Source organism: Leptospiraceae bacterium (genome assembly GCA_015075105.1).
GTDB lineage: Bacteria > Spirochaetota > Leptospiria > Leptospirales > Leptospiraceae > JABWCC01.
In genome coordinates this window covers 254,958-271,443 of sequence record JABTUZ010000002.1, presented here as the reverse complement: position 1 = coordinate 271,443, position 16,486 = coordinate 254,958, and the positions used below count along the sequence as shown (strand labels likewise).

Below are 16,486 nucleotides of genomic sequence, written 5' to 3'. Positions count from 1 at the left end.
AAAGAAATAAAAAAAGCCCGATACAATCAGGCTTTTTTTGAACAGGCGGAAATAGAAAATTACTCTTCCGATAAATTTCCTACTTTATATTTTTTCATCAACTCTTCTGCAACGTTACGCGGAACAGGCGCGTATTTTGCAAACTCCATTGAGAACTCTGCCTTTCCTTGTGTAGAGGATCTAAGAACGGTTGAATAGCCGAACATATCTCCAAGAGGAACTTCAGCTTCAATTTTACAGTAATTATCCATTTCACTTGTAGAGAGAATCATTCCTCTTCTTTGATTTAAGCTACCAAGAATTGCACCTTGAAATTCAGTCGGACCATCCACTTCTACTTTCATGATAGGCTCTAAAATGATAGGAGCAGCCTTTGAGAATCCTTGTCGAAATCCATACCTTGCACCGATTTGGAACGCCATGTCCGAAGAGTCCACATCGTGATAAGAGCCATCATTGATAACTGCACGCACTCCGATAATTGGAAACCCAATTAGTGATCCTCGATCAAGACAACTTTTGAAACCTTTATCGCAAGAGCCGATATATTCTTTTGGAATTGTTCCGCCAACGATTTTATCGACGAACTCGTAGTTCTTTCCTTCTTCAAGAGCGATTGGTTCTAAATATCCGGCAACACGAGAGAATTGTCCTTGTCCACCGGTTTGCTTTTTATGAGTATAGTCGAATGTTGCTTTTTGAGTAATTGTTTCTCTGTAAGCAACTTGTGGAGCACCTGTAACGAGATCTACATTGTACTCTCTTTTCATCCTTTCGACATACACTTCAAGGTGTAGTTCCCCCATTCCTTTAATGATAGTCTGTCCGGATTCTTTGTCTATTTCAGTATGGAACGTAGGGTCTTCTTTTGTAAACCTATTCAATGCCTTTGCAAGGTTTGGAAGTTGCTTAGAATCTTTACATTCTATTGTAAGGGAAATTACAGGAGCAGGCACAAACATAGAGGTCATGGAATATTTAAGCTTTCCATCTGTAAAAGTGTCTCCTGATGCACAGTCGATACCAAATAGTGCAACAATATCTCCGGCTTCGGCAGATGTAATCTCTTCCATCTCGTCTGAGTGCATACGAACAAGTCTTCCAACACTGTGTTTTTTATTGTTGGATGAGTTGTAGATTGTCATACCCTTGGCTAATTTTCCCTGATAGACACGAACGTAAGTCAATTGGCCGTATCTTCCGTCTTCTAATTTAAATCCAAGACATACAAGAGGTAGATCAGGATTTGACTCTAAAATAATTTCTTTTTCGTTATCATTTAAATCAAGTGCTTTATTGGTCACCTCTGTAGGATTAGCTAAATAATCAGTAACCCCATCTAATAGTTTTTGAATTCCTTTATTTTTATAGGCTGATCCCATAAACACTGGAGTGAGTTTTAGTGAAATAACTCCTTCTCTGATTGCAGCTTTGATTTGATCTTCTGTAGGCTCTCCTTCTAAAAGTGCCTCTGTCAATTCATCCGAGAAAAGAGAAACTGCATCGAGCAATTCTTCTCTTTTCTTCTGTGCTTCTGCTTTTAGATTTTCTGGAATTTCTTTCTCAACAATTTCTTTTCCGGTAGGTCCTTCAAAATAATAAGCCTTCATTGTTACAAGGTCAACTATTCCCTCAAAGGCAGATTCCAGACCGATAGGAATTTGTACTGCGACTGCATTGTGTTTCAATTTTTCTCTTAGCTGTTCAATTACTCTATAAGGATTTGCACCAGTTCTATCTAATTTGTTTATAAAGGCAACTCTTGGAACGCTGTATCGTCTCATTTGACGATCTACAGTAATGGATTGAGACTGAACTCCTGCAACACCACACAATACTAAAATTGCGCCATCTAATACCCGTAGAGATCTTTCTACCTCGATAGTAAAGTCAACGTGACCCGGAGTATCAATAATGTTGATTGTAAAATCTTTCCATTGGCAATAGGTAGCGGCAGATTGAATTGTGATTCCACGCTCTCTTTCTAATTCCATGTTGTCCATTTTTGCTCCCACTCCATCCTTACCTCGAACGTCGTGAATTGCGTGAATTCTCTGAGTATAAAATAAAATTCTTTCCGTTAAAGTGGTTTTTCCTGAATCAATATGTGCAGAAATCCCGATATTACGAGTTTTTGCCATTTTTTCGCTGATAGTTTTTGTGCTCATTTATAGCCTCTAAAAGTAAATCTAATGTCTAAAATGACCAATTTTTCAGATTTAGCTGTGAGGTCAATATATGATTAAGTTATAATTGACTGAGTTTTTTGAAAAAATTCGTCAAATTTAGCGTTTTTTCTTCTTTATTCGCAGTATTTTGGAGAGGGAAATTTTGCAAAAATCTGTTTTGATGAAATCTTTTGAACTTGCTTTAACAAAGAATCTTAAATTCCACGAAGTTTTGTTACAGGATTAATGTATCGAATCTTATTTTCTCATCTGACGAAACAAATTTGTAAATGCTAAAATTGTTACGATTATATCATCAGCCCAGCCGAATCCGGGAACAATATCTGGTATAAAGTCAATCGGGGAAACGTCATACAGGATAGCAATTACGAGAATTACAATCGCTACAATTTTTTTCCATCGAGAAGATTTTTTATTTTCTTTGTTTCCTTCAATTTGAGGTTTTGAATTAATTTCTTTCTCCATTCCTTCTCTCCTTTTATTGGCTATATAAAAATTGTATTAGCTATTGAATTTACTATTTAGTATAAAATATCTATATATTTTTTCTTTGCTTCGAGATGCTCTTTCAGAGTTTTAGAAAAATAATGCGAGCCGTCCGGTTTTAGAAGAAAAAATAAATAGCCCTCATCCTTAGGGTTGAACGCTGCCTCAAGTGCAGGGACTCCCGGATTGGAAATCGGGCCGGGAGGGTATCCTTTATTTCTATAAGTATTGTAAGGGGACTCTCTTTCTAAATCTTTTTCAAATAGGCGTTTCTTGGGTTTATCAAAAAGATATTGAACAGTAGCACAGCTTTCTAAATTTATATCTTCTCGAATTCTTTTTAAGAATACACCTGCCATCATAGGTCTTTCTTCTTTTCGTCTTGCCTCTCTTTCTACAATTGAGGCGAGTATGACTTTTTGGTGTAGGTCTTCAGGAGATAAATTTTTTGCTTTTTCAATTTTCTCAAGATTCAAGAAAAATCTTTTTAAAAGCATTTCTACAATTTTTTCTGGAGGAAAATTATAAGGCACAGAGTAGGTTTCAGGAAATAAGTAACCTTCTGTCGTACTAGCAGGAATCTTATACTTTTCTAAAATTTCTCTTTTTGCAGCGGCGATCAAAAATGCGTTACGCGAAGGAACAATTTTTTTTTCGGTTAAGAGGTCACCAATTTGTCTATTATTGTATCCTTCAGGGATAGTGAAATGAATCAGCTTAACCTTCCCTTTTACAATTACTTCTAAAATTTTTCTAGAACTCATTCCGTCATTGATTTCGTACAGCCCTTGCTTGATTTTATTTGTATTTCCTGTGAATTTTAAAAGCAGTTGGAAATACACTGTTGATTTAATCAGTCCGTGGGTGCTTAGCTCTTTTATAATTTTTGTAGAAGAATCTCCCTGACCAATAAATAGATCCAGTTTATTCTCACCGTGTCCCGGTGCACCACCTTTGATTTCGTCAAAAACAAAAATACCAACTCCTCCCGATAACAGGAGAATCACAACTAAAATAAGAAAGATTTTGATAAAATTAGTTTTTGATTTTTTTGTCATAGGATAGTCTTTTTTCTATTTTTCTATTTAGAAAAAATTTTTCAAACGAAAAATCAATTTTCCTCTACAGCATATTCCTGAAAAAGGCTTTTTTGGTTGCCTTCTTCGATTGCTTGAAACTCGATAGGATATTTTCCGGTAAAGCAAGCCTTACAGAATCCTTTGCTTGGGTGAGTTGCAACCGATTTATCCAACATTTCATTGGACAAATAGGCTATACTGTCAACCCGCAGGTATTTTTGAATTTCTTCGATTGTGTGAGTAGCGGCTATTAACTCGCTATGGGTAGGTATATCAATTCCATAGTAGCAAGGTGAAATCGTAGGTGGAGCAGAAACTCTGAAGTGGATTTCTTTAGCGCCTGCTTGACGAATCATTTTAATAATTTTTCGGCTGGTTGTTCCTCGCATGATTGAGTCATCTACTACAATGACTCGCTTTCCATTCACAACTTCTTTTACAACATTGTATTTGACCTTGGCTCCAAAGTCTCGAATTTTTTGATCAGGCTCGATAAAGGTTCTGCCTACATAATGAGAGCGAATTAATCCTGATCTATAGGGTATTCCTGATTCTTCTGAATACCCCTGGGCAGCTACAACTGCACTATCTGGAACAGGGATAACTACATCTGCATCGACCGGGCTTTCTTTTGCCAATAATACACCGAGGGATTTACGGATTTTATAAACTGATTCTCCGAATATATAAGAATCGGGTCTCGCGAAATATATGTATTCAAAAATACACAAACTATGACTTTTTTCTGAAAATGGAAAATAGGATTTTATACCCAGATGATCAACTACAATCATTTCTCCTGGTTCAACGTCTCGAATATATTCTGTATCCGTAATATCAAAAGCACAAGTTTCAGAAGCAAAAACTATAGCTCCATCACTTCTTTTTCCCATAACAAGAGGACGAAAACCATTTGGATCTCGCACAGCAATCAGGTATTTATTTGTAAGCACAAGAAGGGAGTAAGCTCCTTGCACAATATTTAGGGCATCGGATAGTGCAACTAACGGATCTTTCGATCCTGATTTTGCCATCAGGTGAACAATCACCTCAGAATCAATAGTAGTCTGAAATATACTTCCTTCTTTTTCTAAATTTTTACGAATGTCCCATGAATTTATGAGATTTCCGTTGTGGGCTAATGCAACCCCTCCTAAATGTGATTCTACTCTTAAAGGTTGGGCGTTTCGCAAAAAACTCGCACCTGTAGTGGAATATCTATTGTGCCCTATTGCAGCATAGCCTTCCAATTCTTTTATTTTTGACTCTGTAAAAACTGAAGCTACAAGCCCCATCCCGGCGTATCTGTAGAGATGGGAGCCGTCTGATGTTACAATTCCTGAGGACTCTTGCCCTCTATGTTGCAAGGAGTATAGTCCAAGGTAGGTAAAATTTGCAGCTTCTGGACTGTTGAAGATTCCAAAAACTGCACACTCTTCTTTTGGTTTGTCTTCTTTTAGGGATTTTATACTATTGACAGGAAAATACGAAATGTCTTGATTTCTCATGTAATCGACCGATAATGGATATTCTTTCAACTGCTACTTTTCATGCAAATCAATTCTAACTACAATTTCATAAACACTAAAAAGAACCTAGAAATCTTTCTTGCCGGTCTTGGTAGCTCGGGGACTCTTTCGATTGACACAGAATCTTCAGGGTACTATGCATACTTCTCAAAGGTTTGCCTGATTCAAATAACTTCAAACGGAAAGAACTATATTTTAGACCCGCTTCAAGGGTTTGATTTGAGCGGTCTCGGTGAAGTTTTTGAAAGCAAGTCTTTTTTAAAAATATTTCATTCTGCCTCAGATGATATTAAGGCATTGAAAAAAGATTTTGGTTTTTCGTTTCAAAATATCGCAGATACCTTGTATAGCTCGAAGCTACTGAACATGGAACACAATTCATTAAATTATTTAGTAGAGAAATACCACCACGTTAAACTTTCTAAAACCGAGCAAAAGTCTAACTGGGAAAAAAGGCCCTTGCAAGAAAATCAATTGACTTATGCAGTTTTAGATACAGCGTATTTAGAATCTATTTGGAATCAAATATGTTCTACATTGACAAGAAATAATTTAATAGAAGAAGCAAATTCTGAATTTGAAAAGATTGCAAAAGAAGAACCAAAACTAAAAGAACCTAACCCGATTCAATGGCAAAAATTTCCAGAAATTGTTCACTATCTACCAATAGAAAGAAGAAATATTTTAGATATTTTAGAATTTAGAGAAGAGAAAGCCAAGAGATTGAATAGAGCGCCATTTAGGATATTGAATAATGAGTCTATTGCAAAAATTGTAAAGAATAAAAATGATAAGAATTTTGTAATTGGAATTGCAGGTAATAAGTATGGAACAGAAATACTAAAAATTTTGCATGAACCTAAAGGAGAGCCTTTAGAAAAAATACATGCCTCCAAAGATATTCCTGAATTATCAGAGGAGGAAGAAAAAAATTTTCAATTGTTGAAAATGTGGAGAATGAAGCTAATGAATATTCGAAATATGGATCATTCTATTGCCCCGTCCAATAAAAATTTAGTACTCTTAGCCAAAACAAGTCCAAAAACAATCCAAGAAATCGAGTCAACAGGACTATTTTCTGAATGGAAAAAAATACGTTATGCGCCATCTATTCTTGCTGCACTCAATAATGAAAACTACGACAATTTCATAAAAGATTTACCAATTCTTCCTGCAAGAGAAAAGTAATACTATTGGATTCGGATTTTTTAAATATTCAAAAAGGACTAAGAGACGTAATGAGTTCTGATTTAATAGATGAAGATTATAAATTGTCTTCTGTTGTAATTCCTATCTTTAAAGATACAAATGGTGATTTATCTTTGATCTTGACAAAGAGAAGTGAGACCTTAAAAAATCACGCCGGACAAATTTCTTTTCCAGGAGGAATGTATTCCGAGTCAGACCGAAGTTTGGAAGAAACTGGGCTTAGAGAATGGGAAGAAGAAACAGGCGAGCCAAAAGAGTTTATAAAAATCCTTGGGAAGTATTCTGAAATCAAAACTCGAACAGGGTATCAAATCGTATCTTATGTTGGAGTTTATTCTGGTAACTTTCAATTTGATTTAAGCGAAGAGGTCGAGTATTTATTTACAGTGAAGTTTTCTGAATTTTTTAATCTACCTTTTTATACAATAGAATACAAACCACATCCTCCCGGTTTTATTTATTATTTTCAGCACGATGTCGGGCTAATATGGGGAGCTACCTGTGAAATCATATTGCAGTTTTTGAAAGACTTTCTTGGATTTCAGAGAACACCACAACAAGTAAAACCAAATATATCTACTCCACCTTTTTTTATTCCGACGGGAAAAAAATTTTATTCGGATTTAAAGAATAGAGATAATATTTATTTTCGTGATTTTTAAGTTCTAAAAAATAACTATTTAGATTTTTATTATAAATTATAGAAAGAAATTCATAAGATACTTCTTCAAGTTTGACCTTGATATAAATATTTTGAGAATTGGTTTTTTTTAATACAAATTTTATTTCTTTGAATTCATTACCAAGCGGCATAAGCTCACCAACCGTTGACAAAAAATTTTCTTTATCAAAAATTTTACAATCTACCGTGTTTGGGTGATTGGTATAATTGAAGTTTGACTTAGCTAAACAAATCTCGATTTGAGTATTTGGTAAAATCAGGGCAATGTCTGTGCTCTGTTTATCCCAAAATGGACTTTTGGATTGAGAGTATAAGTTTGGGTGTATGCAAAACAAAATAAAAATCGTATAAACACAATGCTTATTCCATAAAATCTTTTTGGTTTTAGAATTAGCGTATTTCATTTAAGACACGTTTAAAAAAGAGATTATTTTCTTTTTCAGATAAAACTTGGATACTGGAACGAACTTGCTTTAATTTATTACGGGATTTTTCTGAGCAATAATATAAAAGGATTTCATCAGATTCATTTTCTATTTTAAGCGAAGGTTTTATTAAGCCACACCCTTCACTTTTTTTACCTGCTGCGATCAATGTTCTTGCGGCTTCAAGAATTCCTCTATCTTTTCTTGAGTAAGAAGAGCTCATTAAAAAAAATCTTGCGCTTAGTTTCATTTGTTTTTTACTGCGAAGTCTCATTCCTTTTAAATACAATAAATCAGATTTTCTTTTTAGAGATAGAGGCTCATCGGCTCCCAATTCATCAAGCAAACTATCGGCTTCCTCGGCTTCTGATTTAACAAGAAAGGCTAATTTTAAAAATGGCTCAGAGCTTGGATTTAATTCAAATAATTTTTTTAGAGATGAATAATCTCTTAGAGTCATTTTTAAAGAAAAAATAAATCGAAATAGTTTGTTATTTGGATTTGAGTTTAGAATTTCTGTTAATCGGTGAACAGGTTTTTCATCACTTTTAGAAGATAAGTATGCAATACTCGATAAATAGGAGGGGCTAACTCCAATTTCATTGCTAATAGATTCTATAAGTGATTCTATGTTTTTATTTCCAACAAACTCTGACCCGAACTTTTGTCTTAAAAGAATAGCTTCTTCATTTTTACCAAATTTTAGATAGAAATACCTAAGACGACTAACGCACGTTTTTAAAACTTGCTTATTCGTATTTACTGATATTGCTTTCTCGTAGAGAGGGATAGAAAGTAGTGGAGAAATTTTTTCAATTTTGTAAGCCTCTTCGTAAAAGGACATGGCATCTCTCGATGAGATAGACCAAGTAGGTCCAAAAAGAAAGAATGCTATACTAATCCATTTTAAATACGACATGTCAGAAGATTTTTTTTAATATCTCTCTTTTTGTTGACTTAGTATGCTTTAAGTTACAAATTTTACTTGGAATTCCATTGGAAGAAAAAATCTCCGATAAAGTGTTTACACAAGTATCCGATGCTAAGTCTCCAGAATCTTTACAAATCTTATGGAAGGTCGCTCTTTTTGAAAAAGTAAAATTTTCTTTTGGCATAAGATTTAAGTCTTCAATTTTTTTCCCAATCTTCCCCCAAAGAGGTGCAGCAAACACTGCACCCATACCTCTGTTTCCCATCCCGTAAGACTGGTCATCGTAACCAACCCAGACAGCCATCGCAAAATTTTTTCTTGTACCGATAAACCAAGCGTCTTTGTAATCATTTGTAGTTCCAGTTTTTCCGGCAATCTCTGATTTAATGCCTGTTGAACGAAAACCACTTGCATTGGCGCTCGATTTTATTATACTCACAATGACTTCAGATGCGTCAGGCGAAATCACATTTCTCTCTTTAGGGATTTTTAAATTGAACTCGTCTTTATTTTCTTTTGTATATATTATCTTACCTGTGTTATCGGTTATTTTTTTAATTAGAGTTGGTCTTACAATTTTCCCGTCATTTGAGAACGCTCCAAAAGCAATCGCCATTTCTAAAGGAGAAATCTCTAAAGTACCCAAAGAAACCGACAAATCATTTCTGAATCGTTTTTGTTTTTCTTTTGTATCAGGAAAAAAGAACAAAGAATAGTATTTATCTATTCCTTCAGAGCCTAATTTTTCTGCTACTTGAACTGCGGCAGTATTTTTGGATCGGATCAAGGCTTCTCTAACACTGATTTCTCCGTCGTAAGTCATTCCTATATTGTCTGGTGCCCAGTTTTTTTGGCCTTTCATCCCTCTAAATAAAATCGGTGCATCTAGCACTCTTGTTCCAGAATGAACTGCGCCTGAGTCAATGGCTGCCGCATAAAGAATGGGTTTGATAGTAGAGCCTGTTTGTCTTCTCATTTGAATAGCGCGATTGAATTGATTTAGTGAGGAAAATTCTCTACCTCCATGAAAAAATAAAATTTCCCCGGAAGTTGGATTTACGCCAATCACTGCTGCTTGGAGATCGTTGTTGTCGATTTTTCTATCGTCTTTAACTTTTTGTCCACCGATAATTTTTGTTTTCACTACTTGCTTACTCAAAAGAAGATTATTCAAATGAGTTTTTACTATATCGTCTAACGTATCTTGAATTTCTACATTCAGAGTAGTTTCAACTGTATATCCTCCCTGCTCATAAATACTAATTGTTGGGTCGATGGACTTTAGTAATTCTCTGATATGCTCTGTTACATAAGGTGCTTTATCGAGTCTTGTATTAAAAACAGTATCCGATGGCTTTCTTTTTAAAGAATTGTATAATAGGTTTATTTCAGATTCTTGGTATTCTTTGATAAATCCTTTATCTGTTAGCAAAGTGTAAAGAGATTTTAGTCTAATCTTTGAAGTTTCCGGATTTTTTATAGGAGAATATTTTCCTGGGGCAGAAGCTAAAGAAGCGAGTAAGATAATTTCGTTTTGAGATAAATCGGTAATTTGCTTATCAAAGTAAAATCTTGCAGCATCCCCGAACCCAAAAGCACCATGCCCGAGATACACTTGGTTTAGATACGCTTCTAAAATTTGATCCTTTGTTAAAGATAATTCCAGAGCAAAAGCGATTTGTGCTTCTTTGATCTTTCTAAATATACTTTTTTTTCTATTGTTGATTAGTATTCTTGCGAGTTGTTGCGTAATTGTAGAAGCTCCTTGCTTGTACTCAAATGAAAGTACGTTAACCGCCATTGCTCGAAATATTGAAAACACATTTATGCCAAAGTGAGAGTAAAAATTATTGTCTTCTATTCTCAGGATTATTTTTTTTAAATCATTTGGATAATCACCTATTTTCATAGAGCTTGTTCTTTTTTGAAAAATCTCTGAAACTATTTTTCCATTTGAGTCGAGTATCTTTGATGGTTTGTTTTTATTCAACTCTGCTAAAAGAGTATTTATCTCTGATTTATAATTAGAAATCTCAAAAATATTCCACCCCGTAAGAATCAAAAAAAATATAACTGGAACTGTGAGAAAAAGGATTTTTTTATTACTGCTGAAATTATTTACATTAATTTTTTTCTGAAATTTTATAGAGCGTATAAACGGTTGAGTAAAATTAGAAGTCTCTTTTTTAAATAACGGAATCCATTTTTTTTCTTTAATATCACTAATTGCTTTTCTTAAAAACTTTGATACCGGAGACGGATCTGGCTTTTTACTATTTTGTTGCTCCCTTTCTTTTGAATTAGAAATAAATTCAGATAGTTCTTCTTTCTGTAATTTTTCTTTGTCCTGAAAAAGTGTATCGAGAGAAAAATTATTTTTTTCTTCTGTAACTTCTTCTAGAAAAATAAATTTTCCGTTTTGTATTTTTGCTTTAGAAGGAGTATTGCAGTTGTAGCATGTAATTCTATAAATCCCGTCTTCAGGAAAAGCTAAACTAATTCTTGATCTCGTTTCACAGGCTTTGCAAAGGAATATTGTTTCGGTTTCTTTAGAAATAACAGAATTCATAAATCTCCTCTATAGAAAGTATCGGAGAAATTGAAAACTTACAAGCTTATGAAAATTTTAAAAACCACAAATCTACTGCAAAAACTTTAGAAGGGTTTTTTTTCGAGTTGTGCTTTCTGTTATTTATACAAAAATTCCAAAAAATATTTATAATTATTTCTTTACATATTATGTCTCATTAAGTATATGTGACATAATATGGCAATTCCAATTGGTTTAGAACTCATTGAAAAAACAAAATCTATTTCGAGAAGGATCGAATATAGAAAGCCCACTCTGTCTAAGGAAGAATTGGAAAGAGTGCTGGATTGTTTAATCGAAGATCAATTAGAGGCAGGCAGTGTAGTTGAACGGTTTGAAAAAGATTTTAAGTCAACACTCGGTCTGAAAAATCCAATTGCAGTAAATTCAATTTTTTCTGCATACCATTTGGCTCTACTTAGTTTAGAAATTCAAGAGGGAGACAAAATTCTTCTATCTTCTTTTTCTCATCCTTCTGCCTTAAATGCAATCTTACTCATGAAGGCGATTCCTGTTGTTGTGGATTTAGGAAAGAATTCTTTTCATCCGGATCTAGAATCCGTAAAGTCAAAAATTCATTCAGAAAATATTAAAGCAGCTATATTCAGTCATTCTTTTGGAGGATTACTGAAAATTTCTGATTACGAAACAGGAGAAGTCCCTGTAATCGAAGACTTTTCTGAAGCAGTTGGTGCAGACTCAGACGAGGTGAAAGTAGGTAAACAAGGAACAATTTCTATTTGTGGGCTCTCCATGGATTCTGTGATTACGATAGGGAATGGTGCAATTTTAACAACCTCAAACGACAAATACGCACCAAGCATTCGATCATATATTCCTGAGAAGTGCAAAGACAGAAAACAAATAAGTCTGCAATTAGATTATAGCCTAATCGACTATCAGGCAGCGATCGGTATTGAGCAATTGTCCAAGCTCGGTATTATTGTAGATCGAAAAAGAAAAATTGCTCAAGCCTATCTTCAATCTCTTTTAGGCTCGTCACACGAAACGTATTTTAAGAAAGTAGGAGAAGATCAATTCAATAGATTTCCTATTGTGGTAGGGAAACCTTACGATGAGGTACAAAGATATTTTGACTCGATCCATATTGCGACAGACAGAACAATTAAAGAGCCAATTCACAGAACAATGAATTTGTCAAATAGCGATTTTCCAAATGCAGAAAGACTATTTCAAAGAGGTCATTGTATTCCTATTTATCCGAATTTAACTAAAGATAATGTAAATAGAATCTCTAGCTCACTTAGAGGCATCTTTTAAATTTCTAAATAAATCTTGAATACAAGATAGAATTCTATTACAGTCTTCTACCTTTAATTGGACCACCAATTTTTTCAGTCATCATTTCTTTGGTAAGAATCAAGTCTTGTCTGTTATCAGCAGCCATTTCACCTGTACCATCTACATAGATAGCTCCTTTCGGGCAGGCTTCCTCACACAATCCGCAAAAAATACACCTAAGTAGGTCAACTTCAAATTTTTTAGCGTACTTGTCCTCAGGGTGAAGATGCTGTATTTCAGGAGTGACTGCACCGGCCTCGATTTTGATTGCGTCGGCAGGGCAAATCCACATACAACAAAAACAGGAAGTACATCTTTCTCTTCCCTCTTCGTCTCTTTTTAGTGAGTGCTTGCCGCGAAATCTTGAAGAATACTTTCTGGTTTTTTCAGGGTATTCGAGTGTGACAGCTCCACCGAAGAAGGCAGTTTTTACAAAGTGCTTTAAGGTGATCCACATCCCTACAAATATAGAATAAAAATAAAATTTTTCGTACCAGGAAAACTTATGGCGTTCAGCCACATTCACTACATTAACGGTTGCCAACTGCAAGCTCCTTTTTGTTTAATAGTTCATTGGACAGCCTAAAGAAAAATTCTCCAGATGAAGGTAGTCCCTGTACAGGAATCAATGATAGTTCAAAATTCTGCTTAACTCCATTTTTGTTCGTAAATGTTCCAGTTTGCTCTGCAAATACTTTTATAGGAATAGAATATTCAGCTTTGGAAGTATCTTCTGTTAAATTTGTCTGCAATAAAACAATTGTCCCTTTTCCTGTTAGACCTTTTGGAATCTCCTCTTTGATAATAAAAAGTAAGTCTATACCACCATCGTTAAATTCTTTTACTATTCCTGTTATTTCACTTTTAGAAGTGCAGCCTAAGTCAACTGCGCCTTTCGTGTTCGGGTGGCGATCTTTAGTAAGCAAAAAGTCAACTTGTTCGGTAGGCTTGTACTGGGCTTCATTTACCCTTACTTCAAACACAAATTCTTTGCCTGTTTTTTTCAAAATAGATTGAATCGAAGACAAGTTTTCATTGGACTCGCGTGCTCCGCCGATTACACCAATTTTCTTGGAAGATTTTATTTTTTCTGTAATCTTAGAAATCACTTCTGAGCTTGTTTTTTCTATACCTTTGTCTAAATAAGAATGCAACCTGTTAGAGTTTATCCATTCTAAATCAAATCTACCTGTATCGCATAGAAAATACATTCCGAGTTCAGGATTTTCTCTTGTCTTATATCTGAACATTTTATTATCACGGACGTTAGTCTCAACGTTGCAACCTGTACTGCAACCATGGCAAATAGACTTAGCTGTCTTATACCACCATACTCTTGATTTGAATAGCATGTTCTTGTTCAAAAGTGCACCCGTCGGGCAAATATCTGAAAGTGCTCCTTGGTAATTATGAGAAATGGTCTCACTGCTTGCAAGACCAATGATGGAATGGTAGCCTCTCTCAAATAGTCCGAGATTTGCTTCGCCTACGTGCTCTCTTTCTAATCTTACACACCTATAACAAAGGATGCAACGGTTGTGATTGATAATTAAATTGTCGCCGATTTCTTCTTGAGGGATTTCTCTTTTAGGAAATGTAAATTTAGATGCACCTTCTCCCGAACCAAAAGAATTGTCTTGTAAGTCACACTCGCCGGATTTATCGCAAACAGGGCAATCAAGAGGGTGGTTGATGAGTAAAAATTCCATAGTTCCTTGTCTGGCTTCTTTTACTCTTGGGCTTTTGGTAATTATGGATAGTCCTTCTTTAATAGGAGTGTTGCAGGCAACTTGGAGTTTCGGTACTCCTTCAATTTCAATCAGGCACATTCTGCACATTCCTACTATACTCAATACGGGATGATAACAGAAATATGGTATATCAACTCCGACTTCTTTTACTGCATCGATGAGATTTTTAGTTTCATCTACCTTGTGCTCCACTCCGTCAATTTTGATCGTTACCAACTTAAAATGCCTCCAAAAAACCTATTAAACATATACTATTGAAATACTATTTTAAAAAGCGAAATATACTGAAAGACTTTTTTTATTCTTTGCATTATATATTTTTTATTTAAGATTATGTCTCTAAATATTCGTCAACTAATTCTTTCCAAGAAGAATTTAAGACTTTAGACTTCGGAATTGCTTTTTGAATTTTATCTACTGATAGCACTGAATACAAAGGTCTTTTAGCAGGGGTAGGAAATTCGGAAGAAGGAATTGGCACTACTTCACAATTTTTATCTTTTACTATATATTTTGCCAATTGAAACCATGAGCAAAAGTCAGAGGGCCCTGCGTTATAAACACCGGTGAGGTTATTCTCTAAGGCTTCAACTACTAATTTAGACAAAAAAAGTGCAGAAGTGGGTCTTCCGATTTGGTCGTTCACTACTTTTATTGTAGGGTTTTCTTTGGATAGCTTTAGAATTGTGTCGATAAAGTTTTTTCCATGTTTTCCGTAGAGCCACTGAACTCTAAATAAGATAAAATCTAAATTATCTTGATTCAATATAAAATTATCACCTTTTAGTTTTGTTTCGCCATACTTATTTAATGGGTTTGGGGTTTCGGTTTCTTTTATTGGAGAAGAAAAATTTCCGGAATAAATATAGTCAGTAGAAAAGTGTACAAGTTTGATTTTTTTTTTAGAGCAAACCTCTGCTAAATTTTTTATTGCGTTTCCATTGATTTGCATCGCTAATGGATCGGTTTCGCTTTTATCTACTGCGGTGTATGCGGCACAGTTGATAAAAATATCGGGTTGAAACTCTTGAGTTACACTTTCAATAGATTGTAAATCGCATATATTTAGATCATCAATTGTGCACGAATGTATTTTTACCTCAAGATTTTTTAATAAATTTGTTAAGTCTGTCCCAAGCATTCCGTTTCCGCCGGAGATCAGTATTTTTTTTGAATCTATTCCTATAGTGTTACTCATTGCTAAATTTTGACCATTTCAAAAACCATTTAGGTTGGATAGCTCTTTGATAAAAGTACGCATCCACGAGAACTAAATTAATTGCAGCCTCTACAATGGGAACGGCTCTTGGAAGTACGCATGGGTCGTGCCTACCACCTGCTTTTAATTCTGTGTCTTCCGGGGTATCATTTACAGTGTTTTGCAACATGGAAATTGTAGCTGTAGGCTTAAATGCAGCTCGAATAAGAATATCTTCTCCATTGGAGATCCCACCTTGGATTCCACCGGATAGATTTGTTTTTGTGCGAATCCTTCCTGTTTCTTTTTCTACATAAAATTCGTCGTTGTGGGTACTCCCTGTCATCTTGGACCCATCAAACCCAGAGCCGAATTCAACACCTTTGCATGCAGGGATAGAGAGTAGGGCTTTTCCTAAATCAGCTTCTAATTTATCGTACACAGGGTCTCCAAGCCCAGGAGGCACATTTCTGCTGATAGATCGAATTGTTCCTCCCACAGAGTCCCCAATTTTTCTGACTTCTCGAATTTTTTCTTCCATGAGCTTTGCTTTTTCCGAGTCAGGACAACGCACATCATTGGCATCTACTTCATAAGTAGATTTTGGGGTATTAGAAACATTTGCAAAAATTTCACCGATAGAATCTACCCAAGCTACTGTCTCTATTCCAAGCTCTTCTTTTAAGATCACCCTCGCAATAGCACCTGCTGCGACCCTGCCAATGGTTTCTCTTACAGAAGCTCTACCACCTCCCACGTGAGACCTGTAACCGTACTTTGCATCATAAGTATAATCTGCATGAGAAGGTCTGTAAATATGCCTGAATTTTTCGTAATCTCTGGAAATTGTATTTTTATTATCCACCACCAAGGCTATTGGAGAGCCGATAGTCTTTCCTTCAAACACACCGGACAATACTTTGACTTCATCATCTTCTTTTCTTGGAGTAGTGAGTAGGCTTTGTCCAGGCCTTCTTCGAGTCAGGTCTTTTTGGATTTCTTCAAGGTGAATAGGAATTCCTGCGGGAACTCCTTCAATTACTACCCCTACTGAGGCTCCATGAGATTCCCCAAAAGTAGTGATTTTAAATATTTTTCCCCAAGTAGAAGACACT

At 35.2% G+C, this 16,486-nt stretch carries 14 protein-coding genes; 3 read left to right on the top strand and 11 right to left on the bottom strand.

Features of this window, described 5'->3' with window-relative positions; translation table 11 throughout:
• Positions 1 to 59 precede the first annotated feature (59 nt).
• The 4 genes from HS129_11210 to HS129_11195 all read right to left on the bottom strand — a co-directional run bounded on the left by HS129_11210 (position 60) and on the right by HS129_11195 (position 5,262).
• On the bottom strand, positions 60 to 2,168 hold the full coding sequence (locus tag HS129_11210; protein MBE7412607.1) for an elongation factor G: 2,109 nt from the start codon (positions 2,166 to 2,168) through the stop codon (positions 60 to 62).
• 258 nt (positions 2,169 to 2,426) lie between these two features.
• On the bottom strand, positions 2,427 to 2,654 hold the full coding sequence (locus HS129_11205; GenBank protein MBE7412606.1) for a DUF1232 domain-containing protein: 228 nt from the start codon (positions 2,652 to 2,654) through the stop codon (positions 2,427 to 2,429).
• Between the two features lie 56 nt (positions 2,655 to 2,710).
• Entirely contained in the window at positions 2,711 to 3,733 is a 1,023-nt protein-coding gene (gene mltG / locus HS129_11200; protein ID MBE7412605.1) for an endolytic transglycosylase MltG, read from the bottom strand.
• 53 nt (positions 3,734 to 3,786) lie between these two features.
• Complete coding sequence (locus HS129_11195; GenBank protein MBE7412604.1) at positions 3,787 to 5,262, bottom strand: amidophosphoribosyltransferase; 1,476 nt, start codon at positions 5,260 to 5,262, stop codon at positions 3,787 to 3,789.
• 42 nt (positions 5,263 to 5,304) lie between these two features.
• Here HS129_11195 and HS129_11190 point away from each other — a divergent pair, with 42 nt between their 5' ends.
• Positions 5,305 to 6,471 carry an HRDC domain-containing protein gene (locus HS129_11190; protein ID MBE7412603.1) on the top strand — a complete coding sequence of 389 codons (1,167 nt, stop codon included), beginning with the start codon at positions 5,305 to 5,307 and terminating at the stop codon, positions 6,469 to 6,471.
• A 5-nt stretch (positions 6,472 to 6,476) separates the two neighbouring features.
• Complete coding sequence (locus HS129_11185) at positions 6,477 to 7,154, top strand: CoA pyrophosphatase (GenBank protein ID MBE7412602.1); 678 nt, start codon at positions 6,477 to 6,479, stop codon at positions 7,152 to 7,154.
• Here HS129_11185 and HS129_11180 read toward each other — a convergent pair.
• From HS129_11180 to HS129_11170, 3 genes are read right to left on the bottom strand one after another with little or no spacing between them, the layout of a single operon-like run.
• Positions 7,084 to 7,578: a hypothetical protein gene (locus tag HS129_11180; protein ID MBE7412601.1), complete on the bottom strand. Its 495-nt coding sequence runs from the start codon at positions 7,576 to 7,578 to the stop codon at positions 7,084 to 7,086. The two genes, HS129_11185 and HS129_11180, sit on opposite strands and share 71 nt — an antisense overlap.
• Positions 7,565 to 8,518: a hypothetical protein gene (locus HS129_11175; GenBank protein ID MBE7412600.1), complete on the bottom strand. Its 954-nt coding sequence runs from the start codon at positions 8,516 to 8,518 to the stop codon at positions 7,565 to 7,567. Before HS129_11175 ends, HS129_11180 begins: the two co-directional genes overlap by 14 nt.
• Position 8,519: 1 nt before the next feature.
• The gene (locus tag HS129_11170; protein MBE7412599.1) at positions 8,520 to 11,099 is read right to left on the bottom strand and encodes a transglycosylase domain-containing protein; all 2,580 of its coding nucleotides are present in this window, start codon (positions 11,097 to 11,099) and stop codon (positions 8,520 to 8,522) included.
• Between the two features lie 198 nt (positions 11,100 to 11,297).
• On the opposite strand from HS129_11170, the gene HS129_11165 reads away from it, so the two are divergent.
• On the top strand, positions 11,298 to 12,401 hold the full coding sequence (locus HS129_11165) for a DegT/DnrJ/EryC1/StrS aminotransferase family protein (GenBank protein ID MBE7412598.1): 1,104 nt from the start codon (positions 11,298 to 11,300) through the stop codon (positions 12,399 to 12,401).
• A gap of 37 nt (positions 12,402 to 12,438) precedes the next feature.
• Here the strand turns inward: HS129_11165 and HS129_11160 are convergent, their stop codons facing one another.
• The 4 genes from HS129_11160 to aroC form a co-directional block, all read right to left on the bottom strand.
• A complete protein-coding gene (locus HS129_11160; protein ID MBE7412597.1) occupies positions 12,439 to 12,966 on the bottom strand; it encodes an NADH-quinone oxidoreductase subunit I in 528 nt (175 codons plus the stop codon).
• Positions 12,953 to 14,389 carry a (2Fe-2S)-binding protein gene (locus HS129_11155; GenBank protein ID MBE7412596.1) on the bottom strand — a complete coding sequence of 479 codons (1,437 nt, stop codon included), beginning with the start codon at positions 14,387 to 14,389 and terminating at the stop codon, positions 12,953 to 12,955. Before HS129_11155 ends, HS129_11160 begins: the two co-directional genes overlap by 14 nt.
• A gap of 115 nt (positions 14,390 to 14,504) precedes the next feature.
• Positions 14,505 to 15,371 carry a dTDP-4-dehydrorhamnose reductase gene (rfbD, locus tag HS129_11150; protein ID MBE7412595.1) on the bottom strand — a complete coding sequence of 289 codons (867 nt, stop codon included), beginning with the start codon at positions 15,369 to 15,371 and terminating at the stop codon, positions 14,505 to 14,507.
• Positions 15,364 to 16,485, bottom strand: coding sequence for a chorismate synthase (gene aroC / locus HS129_11145; protein ID MBE7412594.1), 1,122 nt, complete (start codon positions 16,483 to 16,485; stop codon positions 15,364 to 15,366). The genes rfbD and aroC overlap by 8 nt, the downstream gene beginning before the upstream one ends.
• Position 16,486: the final 1 nt, after the last annotated feature.